Origin of the sequence: Streptomyces sp. NPDC101194 (assembly GCF_044767885.1) — a bacterium.
Taxonomy (GTDB): Bacteria; Actinomycetota; Actinomycetes; order Streptomycetales; family Streptomycetaceae; genus Streptomyces.
In genome coordinates this window covers 176089-195968 of the sequence record NZ_JBIWOS010000007.1, presented here as the reverse complement: position 1 = coordinate 195968, position 19880 = coordinate 176089, and the positions used below count along the sequence as shown (strand labels likewise).

Genomic DNA, 19880 nt, shown 5'->3' with positions numbered 1-19880 from the left:
CCATGACCACCCTGCAGAGCGTCCCGGCACTCGGGACACACCCGGCCTCCGGCTCCCTTCCGAGCCGTGCCGAGACTCGGGAGCAGCTGTCCAAGGCGGCGTACGACCTCCTGGTGATCGGTGGCGGCATCCTGGGCATCTCCACCGCCTGGCACGCCGCGCAGTCCGGGCTGCGGGTGGCCCTGGTGGACGCCGGCGACTTCGCCGGCGCCACTTCCTCCGCCTCCTCCAAGCTACTCCACGGCGGTCTGCGCTACCTGCAGACCGGTGCGGTGAAGCTGGTCGCGGAGAACCACTTCGAGCGCCGTGCGGTGTCCCGTCAGGTGGCTCCCCATCTGGCCAACCCGCTCACCTTCTACCTGCCGGTCTACAAGGGCGGACCGCACGGCGCGGCCAAGCTCGGCGCGGGTGTGTTCGCGTACTCGGCCCTCTCCGCGTTCGGTGACGGGGTCGGGCACGTGATCAGCCCTGCGAAGGCGCGGCGCGATGTGCCGGAGCTGCGCACGGACGGTCTGAAGGCCGTCGCGGTGTACGGCGACGACCAGATGAACGATGCCCGGATGGCGCTGATGACGGTCCGCGCGGCCGTCGAAGCGGGCGCGGTCGTCCTCAACCACGCGGCGGTGACCGGGCTGCGCTTCACCAAGGGCAGGGTGACGGGCGCCGAGCTGGAGGACCGCACGGACGGCACGGAGTTCGGCGTCGACGCCCGGCTCGTACTGAACGCCACCGGCCCGTGGGTGGACCACCTGCGCGCGATGGAGGACCCGAACGCGGCGCCCTCGATCCGGCTGTCCAAGGGCGCGCACCTGGTGCTGAAGCGCACCAGCCCGTGGAAGGCCGCGCTGGCCACCCCGATCGACAAGTACCGCATCACGTTCGCCCTGCCCTGGGAGGACATGCTGCTGCTCGGCACGACGGACGAGGAGTACGAGGGCGATCCCGCCGACGTCGCGGTCACCGAGAAGGACACCGCGCAGATCCTGGACGAGGCCGCCTTCTCCGTCAGGGACCAGCAGTTGTCGCGCGATCTGATCACCTACTCCTTCGCGGGCCTGCGGGTGCTGCCGGGCGGTCCCGGCGACACGTCCAAGGCCAAGCGCGAGACGGTCGTGACGGAGGGGCGCGGCGGCATGCTGTCGGTCGCGGGCGGCAAGTGGACGACCTTCCGCCACATCGGCCGTACGGTGATGAACAAACTGGCCGCGCTCCCCGGGCACCCCCTGGCGGACGACATGGAGCCGATCTCGCAACTGCCGAAGAAGCTCCCGCTGCCCGGCATCGCCAACCCGAACGCGGTGGCGCACCGGCTGCTGATCGACGGCGGTACGCCGGGCCCGCGGATGGCGGCCGACACGGCGCGGCACCTCGCCACGCACTACGGCTCGCTCTCGTTCGACATCGCACGGCTGGCGAACGAGAACCCGGCGCTGGCCGAACGCATCCACCCGGACGCGCCGGAGATCTGGGCGCAGGTCGCCTACGCGCGCGACCACGAGTGGGCCGAGACGGCGGACGACGTGCTGCGCCGCCGCACGACGCTGACGATCCGGGGCCTGGCGACGGACGAGATCCGGGCCGGTGTCGAGACCATGCTCGGCGACCGGGACTGACGGGGCCGGGACGGATCGGACGGGGCGGCTGCCACGGCGGCGCCGCCCCGTCCGTGCGTCCGGGACACACGGGGCCCGGTGGACGCGCCATACGGTTGCCATACGGGTGCAATACGACGCGGGGACAGTTGAACCATGAAGCTTTCCGTGCTTTCCCTCATCGGTCATGCCCCGCACCCGCTGACCGGTCACCGTCCCTCCCCCGCCGAGCGTTTCGAGGAGGTGATCGAGACCGGGGTCGTCGCGGAGCGGCTCGGCTTCGACGCGTACGCGATCGGCGAGCGGCACGCCGGCCCGTTCCTCTCGTCGAGCCCGAGCGTGGTGCTCGGCGCACTGGCGGCCCGTACGTCCGTCATCCGCCTCCTGACCGGTGTCACGGTCGTCGCGATCCTCGATCCGGTCCGGGTGGCGGAGGACTTCGCGACGCTCGACCAGATTTCCGGGGGCCGTGTCGAACTGGTCGTCGGGAAGGGCGCGGAGGCGGGTCACTTCGACCTGTTCGGGCTCGACGAGGAGCGGCAGTGGGACCTCCAGAAGGAGAAGTACGAGCTGCTGCGGAGGCTCTGGACCGAGGAGGGTGTCGACTGGGAGGGCGAGTTCCGGCCCGCACTGAAGAACACGACCACCCTGCCCCGCCCGTACGCCGGGGCGCCTCGGATCTGGCACGGCTCGGCCACCAGCCTCAACTCCCCCGAACTCGCCGCGCTCCACGGCGATCCGCTGTTCACCGCCAATGCCGTCCAGCCCCGTGCGGCCTATGCCCGGCTGGTCGACCACTACCGGGAGCGTTTCGAGGCGTACGGACACGATCCGGCCCGCGCGCATGTGGCGGCGGGGTCGGGCGGGCTGCTGATCGCCGACGGTTCGCAACAGGCGGTGGAGCGCTACAAGGAGCTGTACGAGGCGAAGGTGAAGCAGTCCTCCCGGCCGCATCTGGAGGGCCGGGCCGGCTACAACACGCCGTTCCGGACCATCGAGGAGGCCATCACGGACGGGCCCCAGTTGATCGGCAGCCCGCAGCAGATCATCGACAAGATCCTCGGCTGGCACGAGGTGTACCGACACGACCTCCAGTCGATCACCGTGGACGGCTTCGGGCTGAGCCACCCCGAACAGCTCGAGACGCTGCAGCGGTTCGCCGAGGACATCGCTCCGGTGGTACGGCGCGAGGCGCCGTCGGCACTCTGGGACTGACCGGTCGGCGCACGCCCGGGACCACCTGCGGCAGACCTGGCTCATGCGGCTCTCCCGACCCGCATAATGAGAGGAGACATCGGATGTCTGATTCCAGTCCGGATCCAGGAGGACCGTCATGGCTGTCACCGACGAGGCGATCGAGAAGATCAAGGGAATGATCGTCTCGGGTGCGCTACGACCCGGCGACCGACTCCCCAAGGAGAGCGAGCTCGCGGCGGAGCTGGGGCTCTCCCGCAACTCCCTCCGGGAGGCGGTGCGCGCCCTGTCGCTGATCCGCATCCTCGATGTGCGGCAGGGCGACGGCACGTATGTGACCAGCCTCGACCCGCAGCTGCTGCTGGAGGCGCTGAGCTTCGTGGTGGACTTCCACCGCGACGACACGGTGCTCGAATTCCTCGCGGTCCGCCGGATCCTGGAACCGGCCGCGACGGCGATGGCGGCCACCCGGATCAGCGAGGCCCAACTGGACGTGCTCAGCTCCCAGTTGGACGCCCTCGGCGCGCAGCCATCGGTGGAGGAGCTGGTCGCCTGCGATCTGGAGTTCCACCGCGGCATCGTGCAGTCGTCCGGGAATTCGGTGCTCTGCTCGCTGCTCGACGGGCTCTCGGGGCCGACGACGCGGGCGCGGGTCTGGCGCGGCCTGACCCAGGAGGACGCGGTGAGCCGCACGCTCCACGAGCACCGGGCGATCGTCTCGGCGCTGCGGGACCGGGACGCGGAGGCGGCACGGGCCTGGGCGACGGTGCATGTGGCGAGCGTGGAGCAGTGGCTGCGGTCGACGCTGTAGCGCGGTCACGGGGAAGGGGCGGAGGGGATGTTCCCCGTCCGCCCCTTCCCCGTTGCCGGCGCTCCGCCCCGGGCCGCGCGCCTCGCCCGCCGACGGCGGGACCCGACCCGTTCAGTCCTGCTTCTCTCCGCTCGCGAAGCGGGAGATGACCAGGGCGACGATGATGATCGCGCCGTTGAGGAACTGGTTCCAGAGCGCCGGGACACCGCCGAGGGTCATCACATTGACCACCAGCTGGAGCGTCAGTACACCGGTCAGCGCGCCGAACAGCGTGCCGCGACCGCCCTTGAGGCTGATGCCGCCGATCACCGCCGCGGCGAACACCTGGAAGATCCAGCCGTTGCCCTGGGTCGCGGCGACCGATCCGTAGTGGCCGGTGTAGAGGATGCCCGCGAAGGCCGCCAGCAGACCGCCGACGGCGAGCACGATCCAGGTGACCCGGTCCACCCGGATGCCCGCCGCGCGCGCGGCCTCCGGGTTGCCGCCGATGGCGTACAGCGAGCGGCCGTGCCGCAGCCAGGCCAGCGCGGCGCCGCCGACGGCGAACAGGGCCAGGCAGATCCAGACGGCGGCCGGTGCGCCGAGCCACTCGCTCTTGCCGAGGTAGCGGAAGGACTCCGGGACGTCGGTGATGGACTTGCCCTCGGTGATGCCGATGTGGAGGCCGCGCAGCATGGTGAGCATGCCGAGCGTGGCGATGAAGCCGTTCACCCGCAGCTTCAGCATCAGGAAGCCGTTGACCGCCCCGATGGCGAGGCCCACCAGAAGACAGAGCGGGATCGCCGACCAGGTGGGCAGCAGGCCCAGGCCCGCGAAGCGGCCGCCCTCGGCGGGCAGGACCAGCCACATCGCGACGACCGGCGCGATGCCGATCGTCGACTCCAGCGACAGGTCCATCCGTCCGCAGATCAGGATCAGCGCCTGGCCCAGGACCAGCAGACTGAGCTCGGAGGACTGCTGGACGACGCTGATCAGGTTCTCGGAGGTCAGGAACACCGGCGAGACGATGAACCCGATCACCATCAGCACCAGGATCACCGGTACCAGGGAGAAGTCGCTCCACCGGATCAGCTTCAGCCGGTCCAGCGGGCTCTCGCCCGCCAGGGGGCCCTTCAGCCCTCCGTCGGTGCCGTCGGCCGCCGCGGGCCGTACCGTGCCGGTCATTCCCTTTCCCCCACACCTTCCATGGCGGCGACGAGTTCCCCGTCGGTCCACCCGCTTGCGAACGTGGCGACCACGCGCCCGTGGAACAGGGCGAGCACCCGGTCGCAGACCCGCAGATCGTCCAGCTCGTCCGAGATGATCACTGCGGCGTTGCCCTCGTCGGCCACCCGCCGTACGACTCCGAGCAGCGAGTCCTTGGACTTGATGTCCACACCCGCGGTGGGGCGGACCGCCACCAGCACGCTGGGCTTGCGGGCCAGCGCCCGGGCGACCACCACCTTCTGCTGGTTGCCGCCGGAGAGCCCGGAGACGGGCTGCTCGGGCCCCTGTGTCTTGATGTCCAGCGAGGCGATCATCGACCGTGCGAACTCCCTCGTGCGGGAGGGCAGTACGGTCCCCCAGGGGCCGAGCTGGTCGGTGACCGTGAGGGTGGCGTTCTCGGCGACGCTGCGGTCCAGTACGAGGCCCTGGTCGTGCCGGTCCTCGGGGATGTAGCCGATGCCGGCGTCCAGCGCGTGCGGCACGCTGCCCGAGCGCACCGTCCTGCCGTGCACCCGGACCGTGCCGCCGCCCGCCTTGCGCATGCCCGCCAGCGCCTCGCCCAGGGCCGTGTTGCCGCTGGCCGCGGAGCCGGCCAGGCCGAGCACCTCACCGGGACGGACCTCCAGGTCCAGAGGCTCGAACTGGCCCTGAAGGGTGAGCCCTTCGGTACGCAGGACGGGTGCGGCCGACTCGTCCACCGCCGTGCCACCGGTGCCCGCGTGCCAGGCGGTGGCGCCGCCGGACTGCTCGCCGGTCATCGCCGCCACCAGTTCCGCCTTGGCGATGTCGGCGACCGGGGCGGTCAGCACATGGCGGGCGTCGCGGTAGACGGTGACCGCCGTGCACAGTTCGTACACCTCCTGCAGATGGTGGGAGATGAAGAGGAACGCCACTCCCTGGCTCTGCAGCTCCTTGAGCTTGTCGAAGAGCCGCCCGATGCCGCGGGCATCGAGCTGGGCGGTCGGCTCGTCCAGGATGATCAGCCGGGCGCCGAAGGACAGCGCCCGCGCGATCTCGACGAACTGCCGCTGCTCCACGGCGAGATCGCGCGCCCGGGTGCCGGGGTCGACCTGGACACCGTAGTCGGCCAGCAGCCGCTCCGCGCGCCTGCGGAGCCTCCCCCAGCTGATCCAGCGGGAGTTGTCGTCGAATCGGTTGAGGAAGAGGTTCTCGGCCACGGTCAGGTCGGGGACGACCATGGACTTCTGGTAGACGCACGCGACCTTCGACTGCCAGGCCGTGGTGTCCCCGAAGGCGGGCGCGGGCTCCCCGCCGAACGTGACCGTGCCCGCGTCCGCCTTGTGGAGCCCGGTCAGGACGCTGACCAGCGTCGACTTGCCCGCGCCGTTGCGGCCGACGAGGGCGTGGGACTCACCGGGCCGTACGGTGAGCCGGACCCCGTCGAGCGCCACGGTGGGCCCGAAGCGTTTGACAACGCCTTCCGCCTGTACGGCAGGTGGTGGTGCCTGGTCCATGGCTAGCTCTTCTTCTCCAGCTGGTTGGCCCACAGCTTCGGGTCGTCGACGTTGTCCTTGGTCACCAGCGGCGCCGGAAGCTGGTCCTCCAGGCCGTTCGGAATCTTGATGATGTTCGAGTCGTGGTCGGTCGGGCCCACCTTGAAGGTCTTCCCGTCCAGTGCCGCCTTGGCGTAGTACAGCGCGTACTTCGCGTACAGGTCGGCGGGCTGGGAGATCGTGGCGTCGATCTTCCCGGCCTTGATGGCGTCGAACTCCTCCGGAATGCCGTCGTTGGAGATGATCGTGATGTGGCCCGGCGTACCGGCCGGCTTCAGCAGCTTCTTCTGCTCCAGGAGCGCGAGGGTGGGCTGCAGGAAGACCCCGCCGGCCTGCATGTAGATGCCGTTGATGTCGGGGTTGGCGGCCAGGGTGGCCTGGAGCTTGGCGGAGGCGACGTCGCCCTTCCAGTCGGTGGCCAGCTCGAAGACCTTGATGCCGGGGAAGTCCTTGTCCATGCAGGCCTTGAACGCCTCGGACCGGTCCCGGCCATTGATCGAGGAGAGGTCGCCCTGGAACTCGACGACCTTGCCCTTGCCCTTCAGCTGCTCGCCGAGGTACTTGCAGGCGTTGGCCCCGTACGCCTTGTTGTCGGCCCGCACCACCATGTAGATGTCGCCCTTGTCGGGGCGGGTGTCGACGCTGACGACCGGGATCTTCTTCTCGTTCAGTGTGTTGAGCGACTCGGCGATCGCGCCGGTGTCCTGGGGCGCCATCACGACGGCCTTGGCGCCCTGGTCGGTGAAGGTCTGGACGTTGGCGACCAGCTTGCCGATGTCGTTCTGCGAGTTGGTCAGCGGCAGCGCCTTGACCTCGCCGGCCTTCACCCCCTTCTCCACGTAGTTCTGGTACGAGTTCCAGAAGTCGCTGTCGCTGCGCGGCAGGTCGATCCCGACCTTTCCGCCGCCCGCGCCGTCGGCGGTGGACTCGCGGTTGCAGCCCGCGAGGGCAGTGACGGCCAGCAGTACGGCGCAGGCCGCCGCACTCGTCGTACGCACTCTCATTGGTGTCCCGTCCTTCGTGGAGTACCGGCTCGGAGCTCTGTGGGCAAAGCGGCGGTGCGTGGTGCGCGGGGGCGGGGCCCGGTGATGCGGCTCGGGCCCGTCCGGCGGATCAGGGCCGGACAGGCCCGGGACCGGGCGCCCCCGATCAGCTCTGGGCGGGGCGCAGGCGCAGTCCCTGCATGCCGCCGTCGACGGCCAGTGCCGTGCCGGTGACCGAGGCGGCGGCGGGACTGGCGAGATAGACGATCGCGGCGGCCACCTCGTCGGCGGAGACCAGCCGTCCCAGCGGCTGGCGTGCGTCGAGCGCCGCGCGCTCGGCGGCCGGGTCGTCGGCCTGGCCCAGCAGCCGCCCGATCCACGGAGTGTCCGCCGTGCCCGGGTTGACGCAGTTGACCCGGATGCCCTCGCGGACGTGGTCGGCGGCCATCGCGAGGGTCAGCGAGAGGACCGCGCCCTTGCTCGCGCTGTACAGGGCGCGCTGCGGCAGCCCGGCGGTCGCGGCGATCGAGCACGTCTGAGTGATCGAGACGGCGCCGGGGCGGTCGGCCACCGCCCTCCTCAGATGGGGCATGGCGTGCCGGGCGGTGCGGACCATGCCGAGGACGTTGATGTCCAGGACCCGGGTCCACTCCTCGTCGGCGTTGTCCTCGACCGTGCCGATGGAACCGATGCCCGCGTTGGACACGAGTGTGTGCAGACCGCCGAGTTCGGCGGCGGCCCGGTCGACCGCCTCGCGCACGGCGTCGTCGTCGGTGACGTCCGCCGTGACGGCCAGCACGCCCTCGGGCGCGCCCGAGGTCTCCCGGTCGAGTACGGCCACCCGCGCGCCACGCGCCAGCAGCATGGTCGCGACGGCGGCGCCGATGCCGGAGGCACCGCCCGTCACCAGGGCGTTCATTCCCTCGAAGTCGCTTGTGCCGGTCATCGGGCAGCCTCCTCGGTGGTGCGGCGGGCCTGCCATACGGGGCCCTCCGGATAGCGGTGTGCGGCGATCGACTCGGGGAGCATCCGGGCGGAGAAGCCCGGGGAACTCGGGGCGGCGTAACGGCCGGACTCGATCACGGTGGGGTCGGCGAAGTGTTCGTGGAGATGGTCGACGTACTCGATCACACGGTTCTCCCAACTTCCTGAGACCGCCACATAGTCGAACATCGAGAGGTGCTGGACCAGCTCGCACAGCCCGACACCGCCCGCGTGCGGACAGACCGGCACGCCGTACTTCGCGGCGAGCAGCAGGATCGCCAGGTTCTCGTTGACGCCGGCGACACGTGCCGCGTCGATCTGGACGAAGTCGACGGCCCCGGCCTGCAGCAGTTGCTTGAACACGACCCGGTTGGCGACGTGTTCGCCGGTGGCGACCTTGACCGGCTGCCCGGCACGGACGGCGGCGTGGCCGAGGACGTCGTCGGGGCTGGTCGGCTCCTCGATCCAGTGCGGCTCGTACGGTGCGAGCGCGGTCATCCACTCCACCGCGTCGGCCACGTCCCAGCGCTGGTTGGCGTCGACCGCGATCCGGACGTCGGGCCCGACGGCCTCGCGCGCCAGGGCGAGCCTGCGGACGTCGTCGCCGAGATCGCCGCCGACCTTCAGCTTGATCTGGGTGAAGCCGTCGGCGACGGCCTCCTTCGCCAGCCTGACCAGCTTCTCGTCGGTGTATCCCAGCCAGCCGGGGGAGGTGGTGTACGCCGGGTAGCCCTCGGCGCGCAGCCGCTCGGCCCGCTCGGCGCGGCCCGGTTCGGCGGCGCGCAGGATCGCGAGGGCCTCGTCGGGGGTGAGCGCGTCGGTGAGGTAGCGGAAGTCGACGAGGGAGACGAGTTCCTCGGGCGTCATCTCGGCCAGGAACTGCCAGACGGGCCGGCCCGCCTGCTTCGCCGCGAGGTCCCAGGCCGCGTTGACGACCGCGCCGGCCGCCATGTGCATCACGCCCTTCTCGGGGCCGAGCCAGCGCAGTTGGGAGTCGTGGGTGAGTTCACGGTGCAGCGCCGCGAGGTCGGCCGCGGTGCGCGGCGCCGGACGTCCGACCACGTACGGCCGCAGCGCCTCGATGGCGGCGGCCATCACCTCGTTGCCGCGCCCGATGGTGAAGCAGAAGCCATGCCCCTCGAAGACCGCGCCGTCGTGCAGGGGGTCGGTACGCAGTACGACGTAGGCGGCCGAATAGTCGGGATCGGGGTTCATGGCGTCCGAGCCGTCCAGTTGTTCCGAGGTCGGAAAACGGATGTCGTGGACCTCGAAATCCGTGACGGTCTGACTCATGTGCGCCCCCAGGGGAATAACATCGGACCTCTGTTCTGGTCATCCGATGTATAGCGCCCTGAAGGCCTCAACGTCCAGGGCCGGTACGAAATTGACCGAACACAGCTCGGATGTATCCAGTGACCATGCCCTGATTCGACCGGTGATGCACCCTCGTGGGGCAGGTTCACCCGGCTGTGCGCAGGGGCTGCGGCGGGAGTGGCCGGAAGCCGTAAGGTTGGTTCGTACGCAAGGGAACTTCGGAAGGAGGCCTGGGTGATCGAGCTCGAGGGGGTTCCCGAGCTGATCGACCCGGTCATGGTGGCCGCGTTCGAGGGATGGAACGACGCGGGTGACGCCGCATCCACGGCGGTCGCGCACCTGGACCGGGAGTGGAAGGGCGAGGTCTTCGCGGCACTGGACGCCGAGGACTACTACGACTTCCAGGTCAACCGGCCGACGGTCTGGCTGGACGGCGGGGTACGCAAGATCACCTGGCCGACCACCCGCCTCTCCGTGGTCCGTATCGGCGGGGAGACGCCCCGCGACCTCGTCCTGGTCCGCGGTATCGAGCCGTCCATGCGCTGGCGCTCGTTCTGCAACGAGCTCCTGGGCTTCGCCCATGAACTGGGCGTGGAGATGGTGGTGATCCTGGGCGCGCTGCTGGGCGACACCCCGCACACCCGCCCGGTACCGGTCAGCGGGGTGACCTCCGACCCGGATCTGGCGCGGACCATGGACCTGGAGGAGACCAGGTACGAGGGTCCGACGGGCATCGTCGGCATCCTCCAGGAGGCCTGCACGCACGCGGGTGTGCCCGCGGTGAGCCTGTGGGCGGCGGTGCCGCACTACGTGTCGCAGCCGCCCAACCCGAAGGCGACGCTCGCACTGCTGAACCGCCTGGAGGACCTCGTCGGTCTGCGCATCCCGCTGGGTGAGCTGCCGGAGGACGCCCGCGCCTGGCAGCTCGGTGTCGACCAACTCGCCGCCGAGGACAGCGAAGTGGCGGAATACGTACAGACACTGGAGGAGGCCCGGGACACCGCGGAGCTTCCCGAGGCGAGCGGCGAGGCCATCGCCCGGGAGTTCGAGCGCTATCTGCGCCGCAGGGACGTCGGCCCGGGGCAGTCGCCCGGCGGGCACGCGACGGAGAGCGGGGACGCCTCGTATCTGCGCGACACCTCCAGCGGTCGCACCCGCCCGCCCAAGCCGGTCCGGCCCGATGCCGACGGCGCCCCCGGTCCCGGGGGACCGTCCACGAGCGGGCCCGGCCGACGCCGGGCGGCCGGCAAGGAGAACGAGGACGGCGAGGACCCGCAGGATTCGTCGGAGGACTCCTCGGAGGACTGACGGGACCGAGGGAGCGCCGGGCGGACGTACGCCCGGCGCTCCTGTGCGGTGCGGGTCGTTCGGCGGTGCCGGGCCGTTCAGGAACAGGTGAACCGCGCTGCGGCCCAGTCCCCGTGGTCACCGGTCTTGGACCCGTTGGTGTCCGTGACCTTCAGGTGCACATGGCGTGCGCCGTCGAGCTTCACCTCGACCGGTACGGTCGCCGACGCCCCCGTCACCTTCGGCGAGGTCCACAGGACCTTGCCGTCCGCCTCGACGGAGAACGCCACTTCGCCGTAGCCGTTGATCTCGTCGTCGATCCCCACGTCCGCGGTGAAGGCGGTGCAGCGCCCGCCGAGGTAGACCTCGATGTCGGAGTCGGCGTGGGTGCCGATGCCCTTCTCGTACGTCTTGCCCGCGAGGGTCAGCGGGTGTCCGTCGGCCGCGCCCGACTCGCCGTTGCTGCGGTCCCGCTCGGCGGGGCCGTAGCCGTTGACGGCCTTCAGCCACACCAGATCGCTCGCCCAGGCATCCCCGGTGGGCGGCGGCGGCATCACTCCGGCCGCGAACCGCTGGACGGCGGTGCGGGATTCGCCGGCCGCCCGGTATCGGGCGAGTGCGGTGAGCCGCGCCTCCCCCGCCGTGGCGTCCTTCGCCGGGGTGACCGACACCTCGACCCGCCGGGTGGTGCCCGCCGGGATCCGGTCCACGGTCGCGGGCCGCGCGACCTGCCAGCCCTCGGGGACGTCCAGGGTGACCGCGGCGTCCGTCACATCGGCGTCGCCCGCGGTGACATCGACGGCGACGGTGCCCTCGGTCCCGGCACCGATCTCCTGCCCGGCCGGTCCGGAGACGACGGCCGTGGTCGCCGCGTTCCGCCCGCCGACCGCGCTCGTCCCCTGGAGCTCCACGGAGAACTTCTTGTCGGTGGAGATCGGCAGGGTCTTGATCTTCACGACACCGCCGCGGTCGTCCTGGTCGTACCACCAGCCCTGCTTCGCCGCCTTGTACGCGGCCGCCGAAGCCAGGCGGGGCAGCTTGCCGTCGACCTGGACCGCGCTCGGCGCGGAGCCGGTGTGCACACTGAACTCGTACGGACGGCTGCGCTGCTTGCCGGTGAACTGCCCCTTGCTCGCGCCGATCCGCACGATGACGTCGCCGGCGCCCCGGAGCGGCGCCTTCACCTCGGCGGTCTGCGTGGCGTACTTGCCGTCGCGGTGCTGCCGGGTGACGCCGTCGTCCTCGTACAGCGTGAAGGACGACGTGCCCTGCGGGTAGATGTCCCAGGCGAGCGGCGAGTCGGCGGTGCGGTCCTGGTACGAGCGGATGCCCGGCCACATCGGCACACTGGCACCGCCCTTGACGAACAGCGGCAGGGTGTCGAGCGGGGCGCTGTAGTGGTCGAGGGTGGTCGGCCCCTCGTAGGTGCGACCGGTCCAGTAGTCGGTCCAGGTGCCCTTCGGCAGATAGATGCCGTTGCGCTCGGTGCTGTCCTGGTAGACCGGCGCGACGAGGAAGTCCTCGCCGGACATGAACTCGTACTTCGCCGCGTCCGTCGCCGCCCTCGGGTCGTCCGGGTATTCGAGGACCAGGGGCCGGACCATGCCGACGCCGGTCTTCGTCGCCTCGTGCGCGTAGGAGTACTGGTAGGGCAGCAGCGACTCCTTGAGCTTGAGGTAGTCGCGGTTGATGGAGGTGTACGGCTCCCCGTACCGGAAGGGCTGCTTGTCGCTGGCCGCCCAGCCGTCCATGGTCATCGTGGTGCCGAGGAACATCTTCCACTGGAGATCACGGGTGTACGTCTTGGCGCTGCCGCCGAAGATGCCGTCGACGTCACCGGTGGTGTAGGCGAGGCCGGACATCGTGGCGCCCGCGTAGGTCGGGATCTGCCAGCGGATGTAGTCCCAGGTGCCGTACTGGTCGCCGGACCACTGGACGCCGCAGCGCTGCGCGCCCGACCAGCTCTCCGGGGCGTAGGTGAAGCCGCGGGCGTCGCTGTTGTCCTCGATGCCCTTGTACGCGTCCTTGCAGCCGTCGAGCGCGAACTTGTAGCCCTCGCCGATCCAGGCGACATCGAGCTTCGCGACCCGCTGGCCCGCCTTGACCTGGTCGGCGATCTTCGCGATGCCGTCCTGGGTCCACAGACCGAGCTGCATGCCGCGGTCCTGGAGGCCCTTGGCGGTCTCGCCGAGGTCCTCGTAGCCGCAGCCGTAGCCGTCGTTGACGAGCATCCAGCCGTTCGGCATGTCGTGCTCGACGTACCCGTCGGCGACCTTCAGGGAGTCCAGGGTGCGGCGCTCACCGCGGTTGGCGTTGTGGAGGTAGCAGTCCGCGTCGCCGATCTCCATGCCGTACACGGGCGGCAGGAACGGCTTGCCGGTGAGCTTCGTGTACCGGCCTATGACGTCCTTGGCGCTGTCGCCCGCGAAGTAGTAGGCGTCGAAACGCTTCTCCTTCGCCGTGGTCGTCACCGGGTCGGTGAAGGCGTACGTGTTCGGCGCGTAGGTGTTGCGGAAGACGCCGTACCCCGCCGAGGAGAGGTAGAACGGCACCGAGTTGGGGTGGCCGCCGTCGTCCCAGTTGTAGTCGACGCCGACCTCGACGGTCCGGTCGCGGTGCGAGGTGTTGCCACGCCCGTTCTGCATCCCGGCGCCGTAGAACTGCTCGTCGGCGCCGCGGGCCAGGGTCTGGGTGGTCTGCTTCCCGTCCCAGCTCAGTCCCTTGGCCTCGGACCAGACCCGGGTGCCGTCCGCGCGGTACAGGGCGAAGCGCAGGGGTGACTTGTAGGCGCGCAGGGTGACACTGCCGGTGGAGAGTTCGTAGCGGTCGCCCCGCTCCTTCCACCGGGTGCGCGGCGGGGTGCCCTGCGGCAGGACGATGTCGTCACCGGTCGGGTCGGAGAACGTGCCGTCCGGCGCGAGTTCGATCCGGAAGGTCTCGGCGGAGACGAAGCTGACCCGGGCCTCGGCCGTGCCGGCCCTCAGGCGGTAGACGGGACCGTCGGCGGAGAATCCGGTGAGGTCGCCGACCGTCGTGGTGTCCGGTTCGGCGGCGCCGGCCTGGGCGGCACCGGGCCCCGCGAAGACGGCGAGCAGCCCCAGCAAGGCTGCAACTGCCGCCGTTCTGATGCTCGTTGATGATTGCATAGAGCGCTTTTAGCGCAGCATCGAGCACTTGACCATGGACAAAACGGAACCGGCCCTGAACTTCGTCGAGAAGTCCAAGGCCGGCTCGGCGGATGACGGTCAGCGGAATGTCACCGCGCGCGGCATTACAGTGCGACGCCCAGCAACGCGTCGACGGTGCGTGAGACGAGGCCGGGTGCGCCCTCGTCCGTGCCGCCCCGGGCGTTCTGACGCTCGGCCCAGCGGTCCACGGCGGCCAGGGCGGCCGGCGCGTCCAGGTCGTCGGCGAGGGCCTCGCGGACCTCCTCGACAAGGGCCTCGGCGGGCAGTCCGTCGGGCCGGGAGACGGCGGATCGCCACCGCCCGAGCCGCTCGACGGCATCGGCGAGCACCTGGTCGGTCCACTCCCAGTCGGACCGGTAGTGGTGCGACAGCAGGGCGAGGCGGATCGCCGCCGGGTCCACGCCGGCACGGCGCAGCTTCGAGACGAAGACCAGGTTGCCCCTGGACTTGGACATCTTCTCGCCGTCCAGGGCGACCATTCCGGCGTGCACATACGCTTGGGCGAACGGGTGCTCGCCGGTCAGCACCTGGGCGTGGGAGGCGCCCATCTCGTGGTGCGGGAAGGCCAGGTCGGACCCGCCGCCCTGGACGTCGAAGCCCATGCCGAGGTGGTCCAGGGCGATGGCGACGCACTCGATGTGCCAGCCGGGCCGACCGGGGCCGAGCGAGGCCCCGTCCCAGCTCGGCTCGCCCTCACGGGCGGCCATCCAGAGCATCGGGTCGAGCGGGTTCTTCTTGCCGGGGCGCTCCGGATCGCCACCGCGCTCGGCGGAGAGCAACCGCATCGCCTCGGCGTCGAGGTTGGAGACCCCGCCGAAGTGCGGGTCGGTCTCGACGGAGAAGTACACGTCCCCGTCGAGTTCGTAGGCGGCGCCGGCGTCCCGGAGCCGTTCGACGAGCGGGACGATGCCCGGTATCGCCTCCACGGCACCGATGTAGTGCTTCGGCGGGAGCATGCGCAGGGCGGTCATGTCCTCGCGGAACAGGGCCGTCTCGCGCTCCGCGAGCTCGGTCCAGTCCTCACCGTCGCGCACGGCCCGCTCCAGCAGGGGGTCGTCCACGTCCGTCACGTTCTGGACGTAGTGAACCTGCCGCTTGGTGTCGAGCCACACGCGCTGAACGAGGTCGAACGCGTTGTAGGTCGCCGCATGACCCATGTGGGTCGCGTCGTACGGCGTGATGCCGCAGACGTAGATGCGGGCGACGGGACCGGGGTCAAGGGTGATCCGTCCGCCGGTCGCGGTGTCGTGGATCCGAAGGTCGCGGCCCTTGCCAGGCAGGGCGGGGACCTCAGAAGCGGGCCAGGCATGCATGCCACGAGCGTAACCGGATGCATGTTCCGGATACGAACCGGATACCGGAACCTGGCCGAAGAGGCGGTCTTGCGCTTCGTGGCTTCATCTGCGTCGGGCACGGCAGCTCCGCCCCGCACCACCGCCTCGTCCGCACCTCGACCGGCCCGCCGTCCTCACACCGGCGGCCAGGGGATCGACGGCCATGCACCGCTCGGCTCCGGATGTCTCCCCGACACCCTCAGCCCCTCCACCCGCTCCCGCAACGCCTCGATCTCGACGGCGGTGATCAGCTCGCCCAGCCGGGTGACGAGCGAGGTCCCCGGCTCCAGCTCCGCGCCGAGCCGCTCCACGACGGCGACGGCCTCGGCCGTCAACGGCTCCCCCGCCCACCCCCACAGCAACGTGCGCAGCTTGTCCTCGGTGTTGAAGGTCACACCGTGGTCGATGCCGTAGAGCCGTCCGCCGGGCCCGGGCAGCAGATGGCCGCCCTTGCGGTCACCGTTGTTGATGACGGCGTCGAGGACCGCCAGCCGCCGCAGCCGCGGATCGTCCGCGTGCACCAGCAGAGCCGTTCTTCCCTCCCCGGTCTCGGCGAGGGCGACGGCCTTCCAGCCCTCCCCCGGCTCCTCGTCCTCGACGAGCGCGAGGAGCGGGGGCTCCCCGGCCTCGTCCGGCCCGTCGTCCCGCGGGGCCGCTTCGATCCACAGCTGGCACATCCCCTGGCCGTACGGCCCGTCCCGCAGCACGGTGGGCGGTATGAGCCCCCAGCCGGTCGCCTCGGAGATCTCGTACGCGGCCATCTCGCGCTGGGCGAGCGTGCCGTCCGGGAAGTCCCACAGGGGCTGTTCGCCCGCCACGGGCTTGTAGACGCAGGTCACTTCCTCGCCCTCGTGGGCGACCGTGCAGTAGAGCACCGCGTTGGACGCCCCGCGGACCTGACCGCGCACGGTGAGCCGCCCCTCGGCGAGCACCGTGAGCACGGTGGCCGGCTCGGTGTCGGTCAGGCTCCGCGACGGTACCCGTTCTGGCGCGGGCATACGTGTCCTTCCGGGTCGAGCGGCAGGCTGCACAGCGGGCACGGCGGACGCCCGGCGTTCACGACGTCCAGGGCGCGCTTGGCGAAGGCACGGGCCTGGGCACCACTGAGGCGGACCCGGAGCATCGGCGGACCGTTCTCCTCGTCCTGCAGCAGCCGCTCCTCGGCCTCCGCGAGATCCTCGTCGGAGTCCACGTCCAACTCGACCAGAGCCTGCGCCTCGACGATCATGCGCTGTTCCTCGCCGTCCCAGGCGAGCGCCATCGTGCCGACCCGGAACTCCTCCTCGACCGGCACGTCGAGAGGGGCGGTGTCGGTGACGTCCATGGGTGCCACGGCGGGCACCGGAGAGTTTCCGCCGGTCCGCCGCACCACCTCGTCGAGCAGTTCGTCGATGCGCTCGGCGAGCGCGGCGACCTGAGTCTTCTCCAGGGCCACGCTGGTGACGCGTCCGCCTGAGGAGGCCTGCAGGAAGAACGTACGACGTCCAGGCAACCCGACCGTACCGGCCACGAAGCGGTCCGGGGGGTCGTAGAGGAACACCTGACGGGACACGTCCTGTCTCCCTTGAAAATTGACGGCAGATGAGGGGCGGCCGGGGTCCGGGGGATTGCCCCGGGGAAGGCGCCCACGGCGCGTCCACCCTACTGCGCGGAGCGATCACGGCGCCCCAGCGCCGCCCCCGACCGCCGCGTCCGCATCGCTCTCCGCCGCCGGACGCCGTCCCGGCTCCGTCCCGGCGGTGCTCTCACGCGGCGCCAGCGGGGCGAGATCCCCCGTGTCGCCGAGCCGCAGCAGGAAGGGCCGCAGCCTGGTGTAGCGGATCGCGGTGACCGAACAGGGGTCGGCGTGGATCCGCTGGAAGAGGTCGAGATGCATGCCGAGCGCGTCGGCGACGAGGGCCTTGATGATGTCGCCGTGCGAGCACATCACATAGACGGCGTCGTCACCGTACTCGGACTCGATCCGCGCGTTCCAGTCCCGTACGGCGTCCACGGCACGCGCCTGCATGGCGCGCATGGACTCGCCGCCGGGGAACGCCGCGGCCGACGGGTGCTGCTGCACGACGCTCATCAGCGGTTCGTCGGTCAGCTCCGCCAGCTTGCGTCCCGACCATGTGCCGTAGTCGCACTCGCTGATCCGCTCCTCGGTGTGCAGCACCAGCTCCGGCCGGGCGTCCAGGAGCGGCCTCAGGGTCTCCCGGCAGCGCTGCAGGGGGCTGCTGACGGCGGCGGCGAGGGGCAGCGCGGCCAGCCGCCCGGGGAGCGCCGCGGCCTGTGCGGCTCCGCGCTCGTCGAGCGCGACACCCGGTGTGCGGCCCGCGAGCACCCCGGCCGTGTTGGCGGTGGAGCGTCCATGACGTACGAGGATCAGGGTGGGCATACGGGCCAGCGTAGGCCGCCGTCGCCGGTGAGGTGCGCAGGGGACCGGAGCAGGGAAGAATGCCCGCCGTGATTGTGGACTGTGCGATCTACCGGGACGGGCGCCGTACCGAAGGCCCCGCCGACCTCTCCGAAGCTCTCGCGGAGGCACGGGCGACCGGTGACGCCTTCTTGTGGATCGGCCTGTACGAGCCGACGGAGAAGGAGGTCGAACGCGTCAGCAGCGAGTTCGGGCTCCATCCGCTGGCCGTGGAGGACGCCCTGAGCGCGCACCAGCGGCCCAAGCTGGAGGTGTACGACGACTCGCTCTTCGCGGTCATCAAACCGGTGGTGTACGAGCACCTGAGCGACACGGTCACCACCGACGAGCTGATGGCCTTCATCGGCGATTCGTTCGTCGTGACGGTCCGCCACGGGGAGGGCGCGCCGCTCGCCGCGGTGCGCCGCCGTCTGGAGGCGGAGCCGGAGGTGCTCAAGCACGGGCCGACCGCGGTGCTGTACGCGATCAGCGACGCCGTCGTCGACCACTACATCGACGTGGCCGGCGAGCTCCAGGTCGACCTGGAGGAACTGGAGACCGAGGTGTTCGCTCCCACCGCCACCGTGGACACCAAGAACACCGCGTCCCGCATCTACACGTTCAAGCGGCAGATCATGGAGTTCCGCAGGGCCGCCGGGCCGCTGAGTGCCCCGATGGCCCGGCTGGCGAGCGCCGAGGTGCCGTTCGTCCACGAGCACTCGCAGCCCTTCTTCCGCGACGTGAGCGACCATCTGACGCGCGCCAACGAGTACGTGGACGGGCTGGACCGGCTGCTCTCGGACATCCTCTCGGCGCATCTGGCCCAGGTGGGCGTGCGACAGAACGACGACATGCGCAAGATCTCGGCGTGGGCGGCGATGGCCGCCGTACCGACGATGGTGGCGGGCATCTACGGCATGAACTTCCACCACATGCCGGAGCTCGGCTGGGTGTGGGCCTATCCGGCGGTGATCCTGCTGATGGTCCTGGTGGTCCTCGGCCTGTACCGGCAGTTCAAGCGCCGCGGCTGGCTCTGACGGAGGCCGGGCGCGGCACCCGGGCCGCATCCCTGCGGGCGGCACGGCGGCGGGGCACCGTACGCGCGGCCCGGGAAGGCCCGGTGCGACGGATCAGGCGAACTCGTGGGCCTGTGCCGCGGGACCGCCCAGCGCGTCGCGCCGCTCGGGCGGCTCCAGACTCACCATGCGCCGCCATCCCACGAGCCGTTCGTACGCGTAGACCCCGTGGATCCCGGCGGCAAGCACCGCCGCCTTGGTCCGCGGCCAGTGCAGGATGCGGCCCATGTGATCCATCACGGCGAGGCTGACGTCGCGGTACACCCGGATCTCCGCGAGCGCGCACTCGCGGAGGATGCGCTGGATCGTACGGCCGTGCCCGAAGCGGGCGAAGCGGAGCAACTCCTCATGGCAGTACGCCAGGTGGTTGTCCTCGTCGTTCGAGATCATCTTCACTGCCCGGCCGACGTCGGGGTGGTCGGCGAAGTACTTGCGCAACAGCGTCATCTGCTCGGAGGCGCGCTGTTCGGTGACCCGGCTGTGCGCGAGGTAGGTGATGATGTCGCGCTCGGAGAGCGGTTCCCGGCGCCCCAGCTGCTCATGGGCGAGGCCGATGCCGTGCTTCTCCAGCAGCATCGTGTAGTCGGTCTCGCGCGGAACCTCGACCGGCTGCAGTCCGCGCCTCCTCAGCAGCGCGTGGAAGATCCGGCCGTGCTTGTCCTCGTCGGCGCCGTGCCGTGCGATCTTGGGGGCCAGGGCCCGCTGGCTCTCGGGCACGAGCTCCGCGATCCGGCCGTTCTCCCAGCCGCCCTGGGACTCCCCGCTGGCCGCGATGGAACAGAACAGCCGGAACGACTCGTCCTCGTCGAGAATCTCCTGGAACAGGCTCCTTGCCGAGAGCATCGCTGCCACCTCCGTACCGGCGTCACACCATGCGCCAGTCAAATGCGGCGCGCCCACCCAGGCAACAGGAACGCCCCCCGGCTACGCCGGACGGGGCCGCTCCGGCCCGCCGCGTACGGCGTCGCCTCGGCCCGCCGCGCACCATTCGGCGTAACC

The 19880-nt window shown here is 70.7% G+C and carries 16 protein-coding genes; 5 read left to right on the top strand and 11 right to left on the bottom strand.

The features are described 5' to 3' along the window. The first annotated feature begins 2 nt into the window (after positions 1-2). The 3 genes from ACIRP2_RS25590 to ACIRP2_RS25580 all read left to right on the top strand — a co-directional run bounded on the left by ACIRP2_RS25590 (position 3) and on the right by ACIRP2_RS25580 (position 3597). The gene (locus ACIRP2_RS25590) at positions 3-1613 is read left to right on the top strand and encodes an FAD-dependent oxidoreductase (RefSeq protein WP_404254059.1); all 1611 of its coding nucleotides are present in this window, start codon (positions 3-5) and stop codon (positions 1611-1613) included. Positions 1614-1748: 135 nt separating this feature from the next. Then, positions 1749-2807, top strand: coding sequence for an LLM class flavin-dependent oxidoreductase (locus ACIRP2_RS25585; protein WP_404254057.1), 1059 nt, complete (start codon positions 1749-1751; stop codon positions 2805-2807). A 118-nt stretch (positions 2808-2925) separates the two neighbouring features. Beyond that, on the top strand, positions 2926-3597 hold the full coding sequence (locus ACIRP2_RS25580) for a FadR/GntR family transcriptional regulator (protein ID WP_037700470.1): 672 nt from the start codon (positions 2926-2928) through the stop codon (positions 3595-3597). Between the two features lie 111 nt (positions 3598-3708). Here the strand turns inward: ACIRP2_RS25580 and ACIRP2_RS25575 are convergent, their stop codons facing one another. From ACIRP2_RS25575 to ACIRP2_RS25555, 5 genes are all read right to left on the bottom strand, one after another. Then, entirely contained in the window at positions 3709-4761 is a 1053-nt protein-coding gene (locus ACIRP2_RS25575) for an ABC transporter permease (RefSeq protein WP_404254055.1), read from the bottom strand. Beyond that, entirely contained in the window at positions 4758-6278 is a 1521-nt protein-coding gene (locus ACIRP2_RS25570) for a sugar ABC transporter ATP-binding protein (protein WP_404254053.1), read from the bottom strand. The genes ACIRP2_RS25575 and ACIRP2_RS25570 overlap by 4 nt, the downstream gene beginning before the upstream one ends. A gap of 2 nt (positions 6279-6280) precedes the next feature. Continuing rightward, a complete protein-coding gene (locus ACIRP2_RS25565) occupies positions 6281-7321 on the bottom strand; it encodes a sugar ABC transporter substrate-binding protein (protein WP_404254051.1) in 1041 nt (346 codons plus the stop codon). A gap of 145 nt (positions 7322-7466) precedes the next feature. Then, positions 7467-8246, bottom strand: coding sequence for an SDR family NAD(P)-dependent oxidoreductase (locus ACIRP2_RS25560; RefSeq protein ID WP_404254049.1), 780 nt, complete (start codon positions 8244-8246; stop codon positions 7467-7469). Next, a complete protein-coding gene (locus tag ACIRP2_RS25555; protein ID WP_404254047.1) occupies positions 8243-9577 on the bottom strand; it encodes an L-fuconate dehydratase in 1335 nt (444 codons plus the stop codon). The genes ACIRP2_RS25560 and ACIRP2_RS25555 overlap by 4 nt, the downstream gene beginning before the upstream one ends. Before the next feature lie 255 nt (positions 9578-9832). On the opposite strand from ACIRP2_RS25555, the gene ACIRP2_RS25550 reads away from it, so the two are divergent. Further along, entirely contained in the window at positions 9833-10906 is a 1074-nt protein-coding gene (locus ACIRP2_RS25550) for a PAC2 family protein (protein WP_404254045.1), read from the top strand. A 77-nt stretch (positions 10907-10983) separates the two neighbouring features. Here the strand turns inward: ACIRP2_RS25550 and ACIRP2_RS25545 are convergent, their stop codons facing one another. The 5 genes from ACIRP2_RS25545 to ACIRP2_RS25525 form a co-directional block, all read right to left on the bottom strand. Further along, complete coding sequence (locus tag ACIRP2_RS25545; protein ID WP_404254043.1) at positions 10984-14031, bottom strand: NPCBM/NEW2 domain-containing protein; 3048 nt, start codon at positions 14029-14031, stop codon at positions 10984-10986. A gap of 125 nt (positions 14032-14156) precedes the next feature. Continuing rightward, the gene (gene mshC, locus ACIRP2_RS25540; protein WP_404254041.1) at positions 14157-15386 is read right to left on the bottom strand and encodes a cysteine--1-D-myo-inosityl 2-amino-2-deoxy-alpha-D-glucopyranoside ligase; all 1230 of its coding nucleotides are present in this window, start codon (positions 15384-15386) and stop codon (positions 14157-14159) included. 155 nt (positions 15387-15541) lie between these two features. Beyond that, positions 15542-16405, bottom strand: coding sequence for an SCO1664 family protein (locus ACIRP2_RS25535; RefSeq protein ID WP_404254039.1), 864 nt, complete (start codon positions 16403-16405; stop codon positions 15542-15544). Continuing rightward, a complete protein-coding gene (locus ACIRP2_RS25530; protein WP_072484378.1) occupies positions 16369-16959 on the bottom strand; it encodes a DUF3090 domain-containing protein in 591 nt (196 codons plus the stop codon). The genes ACIRP2_RS25535 and ACIRP2_RS25530 overlap by 37 nt, the downstream gene beginning before the upstream one ends. A 105-nt stretch (positions 16960-17064) precedes the next feature. Then, positions 17065-17787 (bottom strand): histidine phosphatase family protein, encoded by a 723-nt coding sequence (locus tag ACIRP2_RS25525; RefSeq protein ID WP_404254037.1) that lies wholly within the window; start codon positions 17785-17787, stop codon positions 17065-17067. A 59-nt stretch (positions 17788-17846) separates the two neighbouring features. Between ACIRP2_RS25525 and corA the strand changes: the two genes are divergently transcribed. Next, complete coding sequence (gene corA / locus ACIRP2_RS25520) at positions 17847-18842, top strand: magnesium/cobalt transporter CorA (RefSeq protein WP_404254035.1); 996 nt, start codon at positions 17847-17849, stop codon at positions 18840-18842. Positions 18843-18935: 93 nt separating this feature from the next. Here corA and ACIRP2_RS25515 read toward each other — a convergent pair whose 3' ends face one another. Continuing rightward, positions 18936-19724, bottom strand: a complete 789-nt coding sequence (locus ACIRP2_RS25515) for a ferritin-like domain-containing protein (RefSeq protein WP_404254033.1) — start codon at positions 19722-19724, stop codon at positions 18936-18938. Between the last annotated feature and the right edge of the window lie 156 nt (positions 19725-19880).

Excerpts from the sequence above, each read along its gene's own strand:
- ACIRP2_RS25570 (WP_404254053.1), bottom strand. The coding sequence starts at position 6,278 with ATGGACCAGGCACCACCACCTGCCGTACAGGCGGAAGGCGTTGTCAAA.
- ACIRP2_RS25515 (WP_404254033.1), bottom strand. The coding sequence starts at position 19,724 with ATGCTCTCGGCAAGGAGCCTGTTCCAGGAGATTCTCGACGAGGACGAG.
- ACIRP2_RS25545 (WP_404254043.1), bottom strand. The coding sequence starts at position 14,031 with ATGCAATCATCAACGAGCATCAGAACGGCGGCAGTTGCAGCCTTGCTG.
- ACIRP2_RS25580 (WP_037700470.1), top strand. The coding sequence starts at position 2,926 with ATGGCTGTCACCGACGAGGCGATCGAGAAGATCAAGGGAATGATCGTC.
- ACIRP2_RS25555 (WP_404254047.1), bottom strand. The coding sequence starts at position 9,577 with ATGAGTCAGACCGTCACGGATTTCGAGGTCCACGACATCCGTTTTCCG.
- ACIRP2_RS25585 (WP_404254057.1), top strand. The coding sequence starts at position 1,749 with ATGAAGCTTTCCGTGCTTTCCCTCATCGGTCATGCCCCGCACCCGCTG.
- ACIRP2_RS25535 (WP_404254039.1), bottom strand. The coding sequence starts at position 16,405 with ATGCCCGCGCCAGAACGGGTACCGTCGCGGAGCCTGACCGACACCGAG.
- ACIRP2_RS25560 (WP_404254049.1), bottom strand. The coding sequence starts at position 8,246 with ATGACCGGCACAAGCGACTTCGAGGGAATGAACGCCCTGGTGACGGGC.
- corA (WP_404254035.1), top strand. The coding sequence starts at position 17,847 with ATGCCCGCCGTGATTGTGGACTGTGCGATCTACCGGGACGGGCGCCGT.
- ACIRP2_RS25575 (WP_404254055.1), bottom strand. The coding sequence starts at position 4,761 with ATGACCGGCACGGTACGGCCCGCGGCGGCCGACGGCACCGACGGAGGG.
- ACIRP2_RS25565 (WP_404254051.1), bottom strand. The coding sequence starts at position 7,321 with ATGAGAGTGCGTACGACGAGTGCGGCGGCCTGCGCCGTACTGCTGGCC.
- mshC (WP_404254041.1), bottom strand. The coding sequence starts at position 15,386 with ATGCATGCCTGGCCCGCTTCTGAGGTCCCCGCCCTGCCTGGCAAGGGC.
- ACIRP2_RS25525 (WP_404254037.1), bottom strand. The coding sequence starts at position 17,787 with ATGCCCACCCTGATCCTCGTACGTCATGGACGCTCCACCGCCAACACG.
- ACIRP2_RS25590 (WP_404254059.1), top strand. The coding sequence starts at position 3 with ATGACCACCCTGCAGAGCGTCCCGGCACTCGGGACACACCCGGCCTCC.